Origin of the sequence: Cohnella ginsengisoli (genome assembly GCF_029525555.1) — a bacterium.
In the GTDB taxonomy this organism is placed as follows: domain Bacteria; phylum Bacillota; class Bacilli; order Paenibacillales; family Paenibacillaceae; genus Cohnella; species Cohnella ginsengisoli.
In genome coordinates this window covers 1,117,270-1,133,634 of record NZ_JAPDHZ010000002.1, presented here as the reverse complement: position 1 = coordinate 1,133,634, position 16,365 = coordinate 1,117,270, and the positions used below count along the sequence as shown (strand labels likewise).

Here is a 16,365-nt window from a genome sequence, read left to right as displayed (position 1 = left end):
AAAAGCTTCTTTGTTTTGCTGTCAGGGTCTTGCTGTCAGGCGTGATGTATCCTGGGCATCGGCAGCGGCTCCTTGCCAAGCTCGGCCCAAATATATTTCATCAGAAGCTCCGTCTTTAACCGCTCCGCTGCCGGCTCGTCCCACAGATTGCGCAGCTCGCCCGGATCCTCCTGCAAATCGAAAATCTCGCCATAGGTTTGATTGTAATAAACGGTAATTTTGTACCGCTCGTTCACGTATGTCTTCTGGTGGATCGTCGTCGGTTCGTGGCGAAATTCGCAGATCGCGTGATCCCGCGCACCGGAACGGTTGCCGAGCCATGTCTCTTTTTTGATCGACGCCCGTCATCGAGTGCGGTATCGGAATGCCGCAGAAGGACAAGAAGGTCGGCGCGAGATCGACCAAGGATTGAATGGCATCCGAGCTGCGCCCCGCGGGCACGCGGCCTGGATAACGGACGATAAAGGGGAGTTTGATCAGATCTTCGTAATGGAATCCGCCTTTCGCCTGCAGGCCGTGCTGACCGAAAAAGTGGCCGTGATCCGTCGTAAAGACGACCAGGGTGTCTTCGGCCAAGCCAAGCTCGTCCAGCCGATCGAGAATTCGGCCGATATATTTGTCCATGAGGCTGATCATGCCGTAGTAAACGGCGACCAGCTTTTTTTTGTCGTACGCCGTCAGTTTGAACTTCGAGCCGTATTCGTAATAAAGATGCGAACGATAGCCATGGATGCCGTATCCGGTCTCGACAAGGTGCGAGAAGTCGGGATCTTCCGCTTGCGTGAGTCCGAAGTGCGGCGGATTGCGGTCGTGCTCGCCCGGAACGAGCGCAGGTATCGTCAGCTTGTCCGGGTCGTACATCGTATCCCAAGGTTCAGGCGCCAAATATTCGGGATGCGGATCGAAGAAGCTGGCCCAAAGGAAAAAAGGTTCGTCGGATTCTTTATAATCCGCCATCATCGCATTGGCGCGCTCCGCGATCCACGTATTGTAATGATATTTTTCCGGGATCGGCCATTTGTACGTCGCCTCAGGATCCATCGTTCCGGTCGGCGCCAGAAAATAATCCCTCCAATTGTCGCAGCCCCGCTCCTCCAGCCACAGCGCATAATGCTGCCCGACGTGAGCTTCGTTCGTATGGTTGCGAGCCAGCTCGACATGGTCGAAGCCGTAAAACCGTTTGTCGAATTTCCGCCAGTAGTCCAGGTCCTGAAGGCGCGGATAAGATTCGAGCGATTCGTATTCGGCGGTCGACTTCAGCGGTTGAAAATGCGCTTTGCCGATCAATGCGGTTCGGTAGCCCGCTTCCGCGAAGTCCTCGGCTACGGTGTGCCTATCCTCCAATAGCTTCGTGCCGAGCGTCCATGCGCCGTGCTGGCTTGGGTACATGCCGGTGAGGATCGATGCCCGGCTTGGCGTGCAAGTCGGATTCGGGCAATAAGCCCTGTCGAAGGTCGTGCCCTCGCGAACGAGGCGGTCCAGGTTGGGCGTCGATATTTCGGGATTGCGAGCGCCGATCGTATGCCAGTGCTGCTGATCGCTTGTAATTAGCAAAATGTTAGGTCTTCTCGACAAGGATGATCCCCTCCTAGTATGATATTAGTTAATTGGTAGCGTTTTATAAATAGCTGTACGTTAGATTTTGTTGTCATTTTGTTATCTCTTGGTCAGAAAAGGAATCGATGGAAGGAGCAGGCGGGGACGATGCAGGAGTACGAATACGAGTATGCTCAATTCATCTACTATACGCCCGGCAGAGTGGATAAACAAAGCCAGCTATGGCCGGTCCGGGCGGGACGCAGCATCGCCAAGCCTTCATACGAGGTCGGGCCGAAGCGGATCGAGTGTCACAGCCTTCATTTTGTATCCGAGGGCAAAGTTAGAATCGAGTGGGCGGGGAAATGGGCGGAGCTGCAAAAAGGCGATTTGTTCTGCTTGTTCCCCGGACGAACGTACCATTACCGCCGGCTGCCCTCCGAAGCGCCGCTTCGAATGAGCTGGTTGGCGCTCGACGGCGCAAGAGTCGGGCCGCTGCTCGAGCTGGCTGCCGTGACGCCGGATCGGCCCTATCGGGAACAGGCGGTCACGCCAACCGTCGAGGCGTCGGCCGAGCGCGTCATCGATGCGCTTGCCGCCGCCGAACGCCGAAAGCCCGCCGAAGCCATGGCGCTGCAGGGCTTGGTCTGCGAGCTGTTCGCGGGTCTGATCTTGGATACGACGCCGATGGCGCCCGAAGCGCATGCTGGATGGATTCGCGAATGCCTCGATTTTATCGAGCTTCACGCGACGGAGGGCATCTCCGTGCAGCAGGTGGCGGCATTCGCGGGCGTGCACCGCTCTTACTTTTCCAACGTGTTCGCCGAACAAGTCGGCATGCCGCCGATGAAGTACATTCAGAGGATACGGATGGAAAAGGCCAGACTTCTGCTGACCGAAACGGACGCGACGATTACGGAAGTTGCATTGTCGCTGGGCTACCCGAATTTGTACACGTTTACGAGAGCGTTCAAAGGCTATTATAAAGTCCCTCCGCTGTCCGTTCGATCGACGAGACGCGAACCGTCCGCGGAAAGATGACCGCAAAGGAGAACGCGATCCATGAAGCTGGCGGCTATTCGAAGGCGGATCTCGCCCAGATTGAACATACAAGGAAAGATTTTTATCGCGTTTGCCCTGGTTACGCTGCTATCCATCGTTTCCGTGACAGGCATCGTCTACGTGAACATGCGCGAGACGATCAAGCATAATGCGGTTACGTCGGTGCTCGACAGCATCCGTCAATCGGACGAATCGCTCAATATTATGCTGCAGGAGATCGATCGGCTGAACACGGTCGTCGTGTCCAACAAATACGCCGTCATCGACACGATCATGAGCCCGAGCGACGAGATCAGCTATGAATGGTTTCAGGAGCAGAAGCTGATCACAGGATATCTCTCCGGACTTATCGACTATAAGCCTTACATTTCGCGAATCGCCGTCGTGGGGCTGAACGGGAAGGTATTTTTCTCGGGCAGTCCTTGGATCGACCGCACTTTCCTAGAGACGCCGACGATGGACTTTATTCTTCGCAACGGCTCCCGTCACGCTTATTTCAAGCCGAAGGGGACAGCCGATGCCATCACGGTCGGGCGCGAGATCAGGTACAATCGCGAAGCGATCGGCGTCGTGATGGTGGATCTGAATTACGACTTTATCAAAAAAAACATATGCGGTGAAGCCGACTGCGGACAGTCTGATATACGTCCTGGACGAGCGGGACGAATTCGTCTATGCGACCGAGTCTGCGGCTTCTTCCGCGCCATCGAACGAAACCTTGGTTAGCGTCAAGCGGCGATTCGCGGGGGCGGGAGATGCTGTTGAAATGAAAATCGACGGCAGATCTTACATCGTCGTTCGCCGTCCGTCCTCCTACACGGGATGGACGACGCTGGCGCTGATCCCCATGGATTCTCTGCTCAGCGAGTCAACGAGAATCCGCAATCTGATGATTGAAGTATCGGTCATCGTATTTGCCGTCGTTCTGATCGGCTCGCTTCAGATGTCCTCCCGGACGACCATCCATATCAGGCGTCTGAAGTCGATGATGACCCGGGTCAAGGACGGCAACCTATCCTTTCCCAAAACAGAGATCAAAACCAAAGACGAAATCGGCGAGCTCTACCATGTCTTTATCAACATGGTGGAGGAGCTGAAGCGGCTGATGGCAGATATCCGAACCAGCGAGAAAAAGAAGCGCGAAGCGGAGTTGACCGCGCTGCAAGCGCAAATCAGGCCCCATTTTCTCTATAATTCGCTCAACACGATCAAATATTTGGCAAAGATCAACGGGGTGCCCAATATCGAAGAGGCGTCGGGCGCATTGATCGAGTTGATGCGGGGCGTGCTGGGCAACTCCAATGAATTTCTCTCGGTAAGGGAGGAATTGGACTACGTGGCCAGCTACGTCGCGCTCGAGAAATACAAGTTCATGGAGCCGATCAAGCTTCAAACGCAAATCGAGGACGACGAATTGCTGGCGTGTCCGGTACTCAAGCTGATGATCCAGCCGCTGGTGGAAAACGCGATCGTTCATGGCGTCGGTCCGACCGGAGGCGTCGTGCTCATTCGCGTCTATGCCGAACAGGGAGACCTCAAGATTGAAGTGACCGACAACGGCAAGGGCATGACGAAGGAACGCATGGAAATGCTCTTGGGAGAGCCGGACGCCTCGGAGCAGCCTTCGCGCTTCTCCGGCATGGGCGTGCGCAACGTACATGAGCGGATCTACCGGATGTACGGCGAGCCTTACGGCGTGAAGCTGTACAGCGAACCGGGGCTGTACACGACGGCGGAAGTTCGTTTCCCCTTGCTTAGACAAGCGGATCTATCATTGAAAGAGGAGCGTTGAGCCGTGTTCCAAGTGCTGCTTGTAGACGACGAGCCATTAGTGCGCCATCACCTGACGACGCTGCTGGATTGGAATAAAGAAGGATTCGAATTGTGCGGGGAAGCCCATAACGGCGCCATGGCGCTAGCGTCGATCGGAAGATCGGCGCCTCATGTCGCGATTATCGACGTGAACATGCCGGAGATGAACGGCGTGGAGCTCAATCGGAAAATCAAAGAAACTCATCCGTCCGTGCGGACGATCATGCTGAGCAGCTACGACGATTACGACTACGTGCGCGAATGCCTGAAGGACGGCGCCGTCGATTATTTGCTCAAGCACCGGCTGGACGAGACGTCGCTGCTGGCGATATTGAACAAAGCGGTCGAGAATCGGCCGACGGACGATCGGCAGCGCGGGAATAGCGCCGCCGGGGAAAGGGCCGACGATCAAGAAAGCTATGCGTACGTTCGCGATTCTCTCGCGGACCTGGCGAGGGGGGAAGCCGGGGGCGGCATCGAATCTGGCGTCCGCGGCAGATCGGCATGGACTGTTCCCCGGGGCGATCACCTATGCGGCGGCGGCCGTGCAGATCGTGTCCTTCAGGCTGTTGACGGAGTCTTACAGCGACGTGCAGACGAACCGGCTTGCGCAGCAGGCAGTCGATATTATTCAGCAGAGTCTCGGCGACGCGCATGAGCGGATCGCGGCTTATGCGGAGGACGGACGCCTGATCGTCCTGTTCGCGTTCAAGGAACGAAGCGAGCATGCCGTCGCCGTCGAAGTCGGGAGATCGATCGCGAAGCTTCAGCATGCGCTGGAGTTATTGCTGAATCTCAAGTGCATGGCCGCTCCCGGTTATGCATGCGGCAGCCTGGCGCAGTTCGCCGCCAGCTATGGCGCCGCGGTAGGCGCGCTCGACGCCTCGCCGACCGCTGAACGGCCAAGCTTGTTCAACGGGCGCGTCTCGCTGACGATCGAAGAGCAGAAGGAGCTTCTGCTCTCGATCGAACGGTTGGACAAGGAAGGCATGCACCAGCTGCTCGCCTCCGTGTTTTCTTCCGTGCGCGGACAGCCCGTTCATTCCCAGACCGTTCAGATGATCGTCAGCGAGCTTCTTCATACCGGAGACAAAGCCATCAAGAAGTGGATGCCGACTTTGTCGTCCGAAGCGATCGAGAGTGCGCTGCCGTCTCGCGCCGATCTCGGCAAAATCGCCGAGCTTAACGCGCTGGAGCTGTGGCTCCAAGCCTACTATGCCGGATTGCTCAAGCTGCTGAAGAGCCAACGCGCGAACGGGCCTTACTCCCGTCATGTCTCGCAGGCGATCGAGCTCATTCTCGAAAAGTATCAAGGCTATATTACATTGGAGCTGGCAGCCGGCGCGATCGGCCTCAATCCGTCTTATTTAAGCCGGATATTCAAAGAGGAGACGCATGCGACGTTTTCCGAATATTTGAACCGGGTGCGGATCGACGTCAGCTGCAAGCTGCTGGAGAGCGGCCGGTATTCGATCAAACAGATCAGCACGCAGGCGGGCTTTGCCAACTACAATTACTTTTTCAAGGTGTTCAAGGAAATGAAGGGCATAACCCCGCAAGCCTATTTGAACGGCGACCGAACCGTCAAATAAGTGGAGTGAAAAGTCATATTATTGCAATTGGCAGCGTTTGCAAGGCAGTTAAAATGAAAACACGCCGGTAGAACGCTTACAACGTCGGTTCGGTGAAAACACAACTAGCGGAGGTCATAGAGGTATGCGTAAAAACTGGAAAAGCTACGCGATCGGCACGATGGTCGCGTCCAGTCTGGCGCTCGCCGGGTGCAGCTCGAATTCCGGCGCAAGCGGAGGGGCGGAGCCGGCTGCTTCGTCCAGCAGTGCCGTAAAAGCAAGCGGATTCCCGATCGTGGATCAGCCGATCAAGCTGAAGATGTTCACCCGGACCGCTCCGGTCAACGGTCCGTTCAAGGATATGCCCGTGTTCCAGGATTACGAGAAGATGAGCAACGTTCAGGTGGAATTCGCCGAAGCGCCGACGGACGGCTTTCAAGAGAAGAAAAATCTGCTCTTCGCGTCCAACGAGCTTCCCGACGCCCTATACCGCTCGGGGCTCTCGCAGCTCGAGGCGACGCGATACGGAGCCGCCGGCCAGTTGATTCCTTTGGAAAACCTGATCGATCAGTACGCGCCGAACCTGAAGCAGCTGATGGAGCAATATCCGGAGATTCGCGCGGGGATCACGACGCCGGAAGGCCATATCTATGCCATTCCGGGCATCGTCACCCTGGACGCCGCCCGCACGGACAAGAAGTGGATCAATCAGGCATGGCTGAAAAAGCTGAACTTGAAAATACCGGAGACGACGGACGACTTGTACAACGTGCTCGTCGCCTTCAGGGACCAAGACCCGAACGGAAACGGCAAAAAAAGACGAACTGCCGATGACCGCCCGCGCTCCGGTAGCCGGCCAAGGGCTGCCTATACTCGCGATGATGAGCGGGTCGTTCGGTCTGGATTTGCAGTTCGGCTACAACATTAATCTTGACAACGATAAAGTTAACATTTGGATGGGCAATGACCGGAACAAGGAAATGCTTATGTATTTGAACAAGCTGTATAAGGAAAAGCTGCTCGATCCCGAGATGTTTTCGCAGAAGGAAGCGGATTATCTGGCCAAGCAAGGGACGGGCAACACCGGATTTTTCTTCGATCAGACGAATAACAACTTCTTGAAGATCCAGGATCAGTATACCGGCATCGCTCCGCTGAAAGGTCCGCACGGCGATCAGTTGCAAAGCCAAGGCGCGCCGGTCGCGCGAGACTTCGGGGCATTTGCCATCACCTCGGTCAATAAATATCCGGAAGTCACGATGCGCTGGATCGATTACTTCTATAGCGACGAGGGATCCACGCTTCTGCGATTCGGCAGAGAGGGCGAGAACTATGAAGTGAAGGACGGCATCCCTTATTACACCAAGGCATTCATCGACTCGGGCAACCAGTCGAAGCTCACGCCTTACGCCGGCGGCGGCGCGCCTCACCTCATCAGCGAAAAGGTCGCCTCCTTCATCAACCCGCCGCAAGTGCAGGAAGCGCAAAAGAAGCTTGATCCGTACATGCCGAAGGTTCGCTACGCGGCGCCGATGTTCGACGAAGCGACCGCGCAAAAAGGTCAACATCCTGCGCAACGATCTCGACAAGTACTACGAGGAGCAGAGCACGAAGTTCATCGCGGGCGCGCTCAGCTTCGACAAGTGGGACGAATTCCAGGCGACGCTGAAAAAGCTGAAGATCGACGAGCTCCAACAGATCTACCAGGATGCCTACGACAAGATGAAAAAGTAATCCTGGCTTTGGCTTCCTCGGAAAAGCGAACAGAAGATGAAAGGAGTCCTCTCTTCGGACAAACTGGCCCGCAAGGGAAGTCCGGAGAGGGGCATCCTCCGCTCAGATAGGAGTAGATACGCATGGAGAGCGTGCAAGCCAAAGCGGCCGCCGCAGCGCCCGTCAGCCGCAAGAGGCAGGGCAGCGGACTGCTGAGACGGATGGCCAAACGGTATGATTTGTATCTGATGCTCCTTTTGCCGATCGCCTGGTATTTGATATTCAACTACGGACCGTTGTACGGGCTGCAGATCGCCTTCAAAAATTTCAACCCGGGCAAGGGCATCGCGGGCAGCGAATGGATAGGCTTCGAGCATTTTCAAAGGTTTTTCGAATCGTATTACTTTAAGAGATTGCTGTGGAATACGTTGTCCATCAACCTGTTCTCCCTTCTGATCGCCTTCCCGGTACCGATTCTGCTGGCGCTGATCGTGAACGAGCTTCGAAGCAAGTCCTTCGGCAAATGGCTGCAGAACATTACCTTTATCCCGCACTTCATGTCGGTCGTCGTCATCGTCGGCATTCTCTCGGTCTTTCTGTCTCCGAGCACCGGCCCCGTCAACAAGCTGATCGAGTGGCTCGGCGGAGAGCCGGTCCGCTTCATGGAGTCCGCGGGCTGGTTCAAGACGATCTTCATCAGCTCGAATATCTGGCAGAATATGGGCTGGCAGTCGATCATCTATATCGCGGCGCTCAGCGGCGTGAATCCGCAGCTGTACGAGGCGGCGAAGATGGACGGGGCGTCCAGGCTGCGGCGAATCTGGCATGTCTCCTTGCCGGGGATCGTGCCGGTCATCGTCATTCTGCTTATATTGGATATCGGCCACTTCATGGATGTCGGCTTCGAGAAAATCCTGCTCATGCAGAACAACCTGAATCTCGAAACGAGCGACGTCATCTCGACGTTCGTCTACACGACGGGCATCCTCAAGGGCGAATACAGCTATACCGCCGCGATCGGGCTGTTCAACTCGCTGATCAATCTGACGCTCCTGCTGCTCGTGAACCGGTTCGCGCGCAAGACTGCGGAGACGAGTCTATGGTAAAGGAGGCAAACCGCGATGGCCAAACCAACGACGATTAAAAGCGCATCGGACGGCCGTGCATTCGACATGGTCGTGAATAGTTTCGCCGTGCTGATCATCCTCGTCGTCTTGTATCCGCTGATCTTCGTCGTCAGCGCTTCGTTCAGCGATCCGGCCAAGGTGCTCGGCGGGCAGGTATGGCTGCTGCCCAAGGGGTTCACGCTGGCCGCTTACGAGAACATCCTGCATAACGGGGAAATATGGACGGGCTATCGCAATACGATCTTTTACGCCGCGGCCGGCACGCTCATCAATATGATCATGACCGTTCTGGCGGCCTATCCGCTGTCGAGACCGGATCTTCCGGGGCGCAAGCTGCTCATGGTGATCATTACGCTTACGATGTTTTTCAACGGCGGCCTCATTCCTACCTATATGCTGGTCAAAAACCTGCATATGGTCGATACGGTTTGGGCGCTGCTCGTACCCGGCGCGATCGCCACGTACAATCTGATCGTCATGCGCACGTACTTTCAGGCCAGCATTCCCTGGGAGCTGCAAGAGGCCGCCCACATGGACGGCTGCTCGAACTGGCGGCTGCTGTGGAATATCATCCTGCCTCTGTCCAAGCCGATTTTGGCGGTTATGGTGCTGTTTTACGCGGTCGGTCACTGGAACTCGTTTTTTAACGCGCTCATCTATATTCGCCGGGAATCGCTATACCCGCTGCAGCTCGTGCTGCGCGAGATTCTGATGATCAGCCAAAGCGACGCGGTGGACGCCAGCGTGGGGATCGAGGACAAGATCCTGCTCGCCGAGAGCATCAAGTACGCGGTCATCGTCGTATCCAGCCTGCCGGTGCTGGTCATGTATCCTTTTGTTCAGAGGCACTTCGTCAAGGGCGTCATGATCGGCTCGATCAAAGGCTGAAGACGCAATGAACCATTAATCACGTTCTATGGAGGCCGACCTTGAAAAAGAATGCAACGATATCGATCGACTGCAGCAGACCGAGCAAGCATACGGTTAACCCTTATTTATTCGGACATTTCGTCGAGGACATACGCGATCATATGGACGCGATGCTCGCCTTCCCGCTGAAGGATATGGACTTCGAGAGCGAAGCGGAGGAAAAGCATGCAGTCTCCGGCCGCTGGCGCGCCTATACGAACGGAAAAAACACGCAATACGCCCTGGAGGCGCCTGCCCGGCGGCATTCGGGACGCGCCCAGCGCATCCGCCTGCTGAGCGACGACGAGGCTTATGCCGGCATCGCGCAGAAGGCGGCGCTGAAGGGACCGATCGCGTACGCGTTCAAGCTGGTCGCGCGCGCATCCGTCGAGCTGCGCTATCTGCTCGTCGAGGCGGTCGACCGGCATACGGAGGCGTCGCTCGGCAGCGTCCGCATCGACTTGGTCAGCCACGACTGGCGCGAATACGAGGCGCTGCTGCCGATCTCGCGCGCTTGCGCCGACGCGGAGCTTCGCGTGTATGTACCGGCCTCTCATCCGAGGTGGATCGACCACGTGTCTACCGGTATGCTGTGGATCGATCACGTATCCCTGCTCCCCGAGGACAGCGTCGGCATCGTGAAGCGGGAAGTCGCGGAGATGACGCGCGACCTGAACGCGGGCATGATGAGGCTCGCCGGCAACTACATCAGCGCCTATCACTGGGAACAAGGCGTAGGTCCCGCGCTCGAGCGGCCCGTCATGTACAACGAGGCGTGGGGCGGTTGGACGAACAAGTATTTCGGCACGGACGAATTCATCGGCTTCTGCAAGGCGCTTGGGGTAGAGCCGCTCATCTGCGTGAACGACGGATCGGGCACGCCGGAAGAAGCCGCGCAGTGGGTCGAATACTGCAACGGCGGGAACGACACCCCGATGGGCGCCCTGCGGGCCGCCAACGGATATCCCGAGCCCTACGGCGTCCGCTATTGGGAGATCGGCAACGAAGTATGGGGGCAGTGGCAGGTCGGGACCTGCACCGCCGAACGATTCGGCGAGCGCTGCGTCGCCTTCGCGCAGGCAATGAAGGCGGCGGATCCGTCGCTCTCGCTGCTCGCCTGCGGCCATACCGACCAGGACTGGAACCGATCCGTGCTCGACATCGCGGGCGAGCATATCGACTATTTGACGCTGCATTTATATCACGGCTACGGACGCTTCGGCATGAACCGGGAGACGCCGGCCGAGGAGCGGTACAAGGCGATGGCGGCCTTCTCCGAATGGACGCGGGCGGATATCGGGCGGACGGCGGCGCAGATCGCCGCGAACCCGAAGCACGGCCATATCAAGCTGGCGATCACCGAGTACAACACGATGTATTATCCGAATACGATCCGCAAGGGATTGCCCGAGGAGCATACGCTCGGCGCGGCGGTCGCCAACGCAGCCAACCTGAACGAGATGCTGCGCGCGAGCGATCTGGTGCAGATCGGCAGCTTCTCCGACCTCGTGAACGGCTGGCTCGGCGGCTGCATTCGCGTCGGCGACTATTATGCGGATCAATACTGCGGCAAAGAAGCGGGCTGGAGCGGTTTGCCCCTGACCGTATATGGGACGCCGACGTACGAAGTGATGAAGCTGTATGCGGGCAGCGACATCAGCCGCATGTTGCCGGTCGATACCGTCTGCGGCAGCTTCTCCGTCCAATCTCCCAAGCCAGCGCCATTCGCGCTGGACGCCCTGCCGGACCTGGACGTCGCGGCTTGCGCGAACGAGAACGGCACCGTCATCACCGTATTTATCGTGAATCGCAGCCTGGAGGAGGTCAGGGTAGAGGTTCGATTGGACGATTTCGCGGCATCGGACACGACCGCGCTTCACGAGATCACCGGCGATTCGGCGGACGCGATCAACTCCGTATTCGAGCCGGCGAAGATCGCTTGCGCGTCCCGTGTCGTATCCGCCGCCGAATGGCGGAGCGGATATCCGCTCCGCCCGTCGTCGGTGTATGCCCTTGAGATCGCTGTGCGGACCGGCAAGGGGGGCGCCGAATGACGACCAAATTTTACATCAAGGACTATCCGCGGCCGCAGTTCGTTCGCGACAACTGGCTGAACCTGAACGGTCAATGGAGCTTCCGCTTCGACGACGAGAACGCGGGAGAAAAATCGGGATGGCAGGAGACGTTCGAAGGCACGCATACGATCAACGTGCCGTTCACGTACGAAACGCAGGCGAGCGGGATCGGCGAGGAGGCGTTCCATCCGAACGTCTGGTACAGCCGGTCCGTTCCGATCCCGAAGGAGGCTGAGGGCAAGCGGGTGCTGCTGCACTTCCAGGCCGTCGACTATATCGCCAAAGTATGGGTGAACGGGACGATGGCGGGCGCCCATCAGGGCGGTTATGCGGCGTTTAGCTTCGATATCACGCCGTATCTGGTCTTCGGAGCCGACAATACGATCACGCTCAAAGCCGAGGACAGCGACAGCTGCACGCAGCCGCGGGGCAAGCAGCGCTGGACGAAGGACAACTTCGAATGCTTCTATGTCCAGACGACCGGCATTTGGCGGACGGTGTGGCTGGAGTACGCGGCGGAGCAGCGGCTCGATCGCGTCAAGATCACGCCGGACATCGACCGCAACCGGGTCCGCTTCGACTACGAGCTGACCGGGACGGAGGCGGCGAACGGGCTTCGGCTGGAAGCGATCGTGACGTTGAAGGACAGGCCGGTGAAGCGCGTCGGCCTCGATATCGATCGCCCTTGTCTCTCGGTCGAGGTCGATCTCGTGCACGAAGCGAACGGTCCGTGGAAAAGAAGCTGGTGGTCGCCGGATCGCCCGTATCTGTACGACGTCGAATTCGTGCTGTACGCAGGCGACGCAGTGATGGACCGCGTCGGCTCTTACTTCGGCATGCGCAAGATCTCGATCGAGAAAAACAAAGTGCTCCTGAACAACGTGCCGCTCTATCAGCGCTTGATCCTCGATCAAGGCTACTGGACGGAAAGCCACCTGACGCCGCCGAGCGAGGAGGCGCTTATCGACGACATCGACAAGGTGATGGAGATGGGCTACAACGGCGTGCGCAAGCATATGAAAATCGAGGACGCCCGCTTCCTTTATTGGTGCGACGTGAAGGGACTGCTCGTATGGTCCGAGATGGCGGCGACGTTCGAATACCACGACCGGGCCGTCGAGGCGTTTTCGAAGGAATGGTTGGAAATCGTCCGTCAGCAGTACAATCATCCGAGCATCGTCGCATGGGTGCCGTTCAACGAATCGTGGGGCATCTCCTCCATTCTCCGCGACCGCAGCCAGCAGAAGTTCACGGAGGGCATCTACCATCTGACCAAGGCGATCGATCCGAACCGTCCGGTCATCGCGAACGACGGCTGGGAGCATACCGTATCGGACATCCTGACGCTGCACGATTATGTCGAGACCGGAGACGAATTTCTGAAACGGTATAAGGACCTCGAGGCGATTACGAGCAACGACACGACCTGCAACAAGTGGAAGTACGCATTCGCAGAAGGATACGGTTACAGGGGGCAGCCGATCATGATCACCGAGTTCGGCGGGATCGCTTATCGGTCGGAAAAAGGCTGGGGTTACGGCCGTCAAGTCGACTCGGACGAGGCGTTCATCGAGCGATTCGAGGGTCTGACCCGCGCGATCCGCAGCGTTGAAGGCATCTGCGGCTACTGTTATACGCAGGTGACCGACGTGCAGCAAGAGATTAACGGATTGCTGACCGAAGACCGCAAGCCCAAGATCCCGCTGGAGCGGATCCGGGAGATAAATAGGTCCTAAGCGGTTTCATCTTACGTGCCATTGGCCGGTTGCCAAATGAAAAGCCGATTCCGGAAGCGCCCGGGATCGGCTTTTTCCGATTGGGTGGAGTCGGCGGGCCGCTACTCTGTCTTCAGCCGCTCGATGTCAAGAAAGTCATGCTCCTGGCTGTACGCGGGTACGCCGTGAATGCCGACGTCGAGGCCGACAAGTTCTTCGTCGCGGGAGACGCGCACGGGTCGCCACGCATTGATGAGCTTAAGGGCGCCCCAGGTGAGCGCGAAGCCCCAGACGGCGACGACGGCAAGACCGAGGGCTTGAACGCCGAGCAGCTTCCAGCCGCCGCCGTAAAACAGTCCGGCGTTCGGGGAGAGGCTCGGCACGGCGAACAGCCCGACGGCTAGCGTGCCGATGCTGCCGCATATCCCGTGAACGGCGAATGCGCCGACAGGGTCGTCGACGCGACGACGCTCGAGCCATTCGGTCGCCAGCACCATCGCGATGCCGCTGAACGCGCCGATAAGGATGGCCGCGCCGTCCGACACGAAGGCGCAGCCCGCGGTGATGCCGACAAGACCGGCGAGCGCGCCGTTAATGACGGTAGGCGGGTCCGCTTTTTGATACCGCAAGATCGTAAACAGAATGCAGGCGGCGCTGCCTGCGGCCGAGGCCAGCATCGTCGTCACGGCGATATGGCCGATATTCGGATTCGTCGCGCTGAGCGTGCTCCCCGAATTGAAGCCGAACCAGCCGAACCAAAGGATGAAGGCTCCTACGGAAGCAAGCGGGAGGTTGGACGGCGGGACGATGTTGACGCGGCCGTCATCGGCGAACCTGCCGATGCGCGGTCCGAGGAACAGGGCGGCAGCCAATGCGGCGAATCCGCCGAGCGCGTGAATGGCTGCCGAACCGGCGAAGTCGATCATGCCGAGCTTCGCGAGCCAGCCGCCGGCGGACCAGATCCAGTGTCCCGAGATGGGATAGATAAGTCCGGTCATGATGATCGTGTAGACGATATAGGCGCGGAAATGGATGCGCTCGGCAACGGCGCCGGATACGATGGAGATGACCGCGATGACGAAGGCGCTTTGGAACAGCCAGAAGGTGTCCGTCGAGATGTTCAGCTTTAGATGCGACCAGTCGCCGTTCATGGCAAAGCCCGAAGTCCCGATCAAGCCGCCGGCGTCCTTGCCGTACATCAGCGCGAAGCCGACGACGTAGAACAGCAAGGCGCCGAACGAGATGTCCACGAATACCTTCATAATGATGCTGACTGCGTTCTTTTGCCGGACGAATCCTGCTTCCAGCAGCGCGAAGCCGCCTTCCATCAATAAAATCATCGCGGCGGTCAATACAACCCAGATTGTATCGACACCGCTGGAGAGCGTCTCCAACGTCATTCTTCTTCCTCCGGAATGAATCGATTTTTTGTCGCAAACCTACAGTACGATTAAAAATACGACCAAATTATATATTTATAAGTCACATATGTCAACAAAACATGTCATGAATTATGACATATTGTTTAGGCTGGGAAACGACTCAGTCCCGAGACCGAGGCAAGTTCCATCCCGCGCCGCTATGGAAGCGTCCGAACTTTCCTTTATAATGAAGCCATCAGAACGTATTCGCACAGAAAAACGGAGGAACCCCTATGCAGCAGTCCGTGCTTCACCGCATTTTTTGGGGCTTTATATTGATCGGCGGCGGCATCGTCTTTCTATTGAACCAGAGCGGGGTCATCGAGCTCGACATCGGCTACCTGTTCTCGACCTTCTGGCCCGCGTTCGTCATATTGTTCGGCATCCAGGGATTGCTGATTCAACAGCGGAACGGCTTCGGCTGGAATGCGATGGTGGTGCTGGTCGGCCTCTTTTTCCTGGGACGGAACCTGGGCTGGGTGCATTGGGAACTCGGCGACTTGATCAGGTTCGCGATTCCCGCGGCGCTCATCGTGGCGGGGCTTAACATGGTGTTCAGAGGAAGCGGCTGCGGACGGACGAAGAAGAAGTGGGAGGAAAGCGGATGGAACGAAGTGACGCCTCCGCCCGCACCGAAGCCGTTCGACGGTCCGCTGCCTCCGCCGCCTCCGCCGCAGCCGTACGACAGCCCGAATGCATTTGCCGAAGAGCCCCCTCCGGGAGAGCCGCAGCCGGACGAGGGGCGTCGGGCGGAACCGAACGAAGGCCGTCCGAGGGATCGCGGGTGGGATCCTGCGGATCGTCTGAGCCAGCGCATGGGGCGGCGTCAGGAGCGGCTTGAAAATTTCAACGAACGCATGCAGGAACGGGTCGAGCGGATCCACGCCAAGCAGCGCGAGCGTCATGAGCGTCATCGTGCCAAGGCGTGGGAGCGTCGCGCCAGGCATGGACATTTCGATGATGACGGCTACGATTCGGGCGGCGACACCGAGCGGATGTGGAAGGAATATCATCGTCCGCCCGGTCATTCGGCGCGGGGGTCCCGGATCGACCACAGCCGGTTCATCGGCGACGTTCATATCGGTCAAGAGATGTTCGAGCTGCAGCCGATGAGCATCTCGCACTTTATCGGGGACACGACGATCGACCTGACGCGCGCCCATATTCCGGTCGGCGAGACCCGAATCTACGTGTCGGCGTTCATCGGGGACGTCAAGGCGTACGTGCCCGGCGATCACAGCGTCGGTATCCGCGTCGTCTCGAGCTGCCTGATCGGGGACGTGAAGGTGCTGGAGCAGAAGCGCGGCGGCGTGTTCAATCAGATGTCCGCGGAGACGCCCGGGTTCCAGGATACGGACAAACAAGTGGTGCTGATCGTCAGCTGCTTCATCGGCGACGTGCGCGTGACGAAGGTGGGATAACGA

13 protein-coding genes and 2 pseudogenes are annotated in these 16,365 nt (G+C 58.0%); 13 read left to right on the top strand and 2 right to left on the bottom strand.

The window, feature by feature from the left end:
- Positions 1–35 precede the first annotated feature (35 nt).
- Positions 36–1,575, bottom strand: a pseudogene (locus tag OMP38_RS05570) (sulfatase family protein).
- 129 nt (positions 1,576–1,704) lie between these two features.
- Here OMP38_RS05570 and OMP38_RS05565 point away from each other — a divergent pair.
- The 12 genes and pseudogenes from OMP38_RS05565 (at position 1,705) to OMP38_RS05515 (ending at position 13,541) form a co-directional block, all read left to right on the top strand.
- Positions 1,705–2,577, top strand: a complete 873-nt coding sequence (locus OMP38_RS05565; RefSeq protein ID WP_277564215.1) for a helix-turn-helix transcriptional regulator — start codon at positions 1,705–1,707, stop codon at positions 2,575–2,577.
- Positions 2,578–2,598: 21 nt separating this feature from the next.
- Positions 2,599–3,324, top strand: a complete 726-nt coding sequence (locus tag OMP38_RS05560; protein WP_277564214.1) for a hypothetical protein — start codon at positions 2,599–2,601, stop codon at positions 3,322–3,324.
- A gap of 40 nt (positions 3,325–3,364) precedes the next feature.
- On the top strand, positions 3,365–4,390 hold the full coding sequence (locus OMP38_RS05555) for a sensor histidine kinase (protein WP_277564213.1): 1,026 nt from the start codon (positions 3,365–3,367) through the stop codon (positions 4,388–4,390).
- Positions 4,391–4,393: 3 nt separating this feature from the next.
- A complete protein-coding gene (locus tag OMP38_RS05550) occupies positions 4,394–5,068 on the top strand; it encodes a response regulator (protein ID WP_338130415.1) in 675 nt (224 codons plus the stop codon).
- Positions 4,950–5,234, top strand: a pseudogene (locus OMP38_RS05545) (DNA-binding response regulator); the annotation flags it as partial. The gene OMP38_RS05550 and the pseudogene OMP38_RS05545, both read left to right, overlap by 119 nt.
- Complete coding sequence (locus OMP38_RS34440) at positions 5,214–6,002, top strand: helix-turn-helix transcriptional regulator (protein ID WP_338130473.1); 789 nt, start codon at positions 5,214–5,216, stop codon at positions 6,000–6,002. The pseudogene OMP38_RS05545 and the gene OMP38_RS34440, both read left to right, overlap by 21 nt.
- A gap of 124 nt (positions 6,003–6,126) precedes the next feature.
- Positions 6,127–6,909, top strand: coding sequence for a type 2 periplasmic-binding domain-containing protein (locus tag OMP38_RS34435; protein ID WP_338130414.1), 783 nt, complete (start codon positions 6,127–6,129; stop codon positions 6,907–6,909).
- A complete protein-coding gene (locus tag OMP38_RS34430; protein ID WP_338130413.1) occupies positions 6,812–7,825 on the top strand; it encodes a type 2 periplasmic-binding domain-containing protein in 1,014 nt (337 codons plus the stop codon). Before OMP38_RS34435 ends, OMP38_RS34430 begins: the two co-directional genes overlap by 98 nt.
- A gap of 12 nt (positions 7,826–7,837) precedes the next feature.
- Positions 7,838–8,800, top strand: a complete 963-nt coding sequence (locus OMP38_RS05530) for an ABC transporter permease (RefSeq protein WP_277564212.1) — start codon at positions 7,838–7,840, stop codon at positions 8,798–8,800.
- Between the two features lie 15 nt (positions 8,801–8,815).
- Positions 8,816–9,709, top strand: coding sequence for a carbohydrate ABC transporter permease (locus OMP38_RS05525; protein ID WP_277564211.1), 894 nt, complete (start codon positions 8,816–8,818; stop codon positions 9,707–9,709).
- A 41-nt stretch (positions 9,710–9,750) separates the two neighbouring features.
- Positions 9,751–11,784, top strand: a complete 2,034-nt coding sequence (locus OMP38_RS05520) for an alpha-L-arabinofuranosidase C-terminal domain-containing protein (RefSeq protein WP_277564210.1) — start codon at positions 9,751–9,753, stop codon at positions 11,782–11,784.
- Positions 11,781–13,541 (top strand): glycoside hydrolase family 2 protein, encoded by a 1,761-nt coding sequence (locus OMP38_RS05515; protein ID WP_277564209.1) that lies wholly within the window; start codon positions 11,781–11,783, stop codon positions 13,539–13,541. The genes OMP38_RS05520 and OMP38_RS05515 overlap by 4 nt, the downstream gene beginning before the upstream one ends.
- Positions 13,542–13,642: 101 nt before the next feature.
- Here the strand turns inward: OMP38_RS05515 and OMP38_RS05510 are convergent, their stop codons facing one another.
- Positions 13,643–14,920 carry an ammonium transporter gene (locus OMP38_RS05510; RefSeq protein WP_277564208.1) on the bottom strand — a complete coding sequence of 426 codons (1,278 nt, stop codon included), beginning with the start codon at positions 14,918–14,920 and terminating at the stop codon, positions 13,643–13,645.
- A 254-nt stretch (positions 14,921–15,174) separates the two neighbouring features.
- Here OMP38_RS05510 and liaF point away from each other — a divergent pair, with 254 nt between their 5' ends.
- On the top strand, positions 15,175–16,362 hold the full coding sequence (gene liaF, locus OMP38_RS05505; RefSeq protein WP_277564207.1) for a cell wall-active antibiotics response protein LiaF: 1,188 nt from the start codon (positions 15,175–15,177) through the stop codon (positions 16,360–16,362).
- The last annotated feature ends 3 nt before the right edge of the window (positions 16,363–16,365 follow it).

What these genes read in the sequence shown, in the direction of transcription:
- OMP38_RS05515 (WP_277564209.1), top strand. Translation starts at nt 11,781, where the DNA reads ATGACGACCAAATTTTACATCAAGGACTATCCGCGGCCGCAGTTCGTT.
- OMP38_RS05530 (WP_277564212.1), top strand. Translation starts at nt 7,838, where the DNA reads ATGGAGAGCGTGCAAGCCAAAGCGGCCGCCGCAGCGCCCGTCAGCCGC.
- OMP38_RS05525 (WP_277564211.1), top strand. Translation starts at nt 8,816, where the DNA reads ATGGCCAAACCAACGACGATTAAAAGCGCATCGGACGGCCGTGCATTC.
- OMP38_RS05560 (WP_277564214.1), top strand. Translation starts at nt 2,599, where the DNA reads ATGAAGCTGGCGGCTATTCGAAGGCGGATCTCGCCCAGATTGAACATA.
- OMP38_RS05565 (WP_277564215.1), top strand. Translation starts at nt 1,705, where the DNA reads ATGCAGGAGTACGAATACGAGTATGCTCAATTCATCTACTATACGCCC.
- liaF (WP_277564207.1), top strand. Translation starts at nt 15,175, where the DNA reads ATGCAGCAGTCCGTGCTTCACCGCATTTTTTGGGGCTTTATATTGATC.
- OMP38_RS34430 (WP_338130413.1), top strand. Translation starts at nt 6,812, where the DNA reads ATGACCGCCCGCGCTCCGGTAGCCGGCCAAGGGCTGCCTATACTCGCG.
- OMP38_RS34435 (WP_338130414.1), top strand. Translation starts at nt 6,127, where the DNA reads ATGCGTAAAAACTGGAAAAGCTACGCGATCGGCACGATGGTCGCGTCC.
- OMP38_RS05555 (WP_277564213.1), top strand. Translation starts at nt 3,365, where the DNA reads ATGAAAATCGACGGCAGATCTTACATCGTCGTTCGCCGTCCGTCCTCC.
- OMP38_RS34440 (WP_338130473.1), top strand. Translation starts at nt 5,214, where the DNA reads ATGGCCGCTCCCGGTTATGCATGCGGCAGCCTGGCGCAGTTCGCCGCC.
- OMP38_RS05510 (WP_277564208.1), bottom strand. Translation starts at nt 14,920, where the DNA reads ATGACGTTGGAGACGCTCTCCAGCGGTGTCGATACAATCTGGGTTGTA.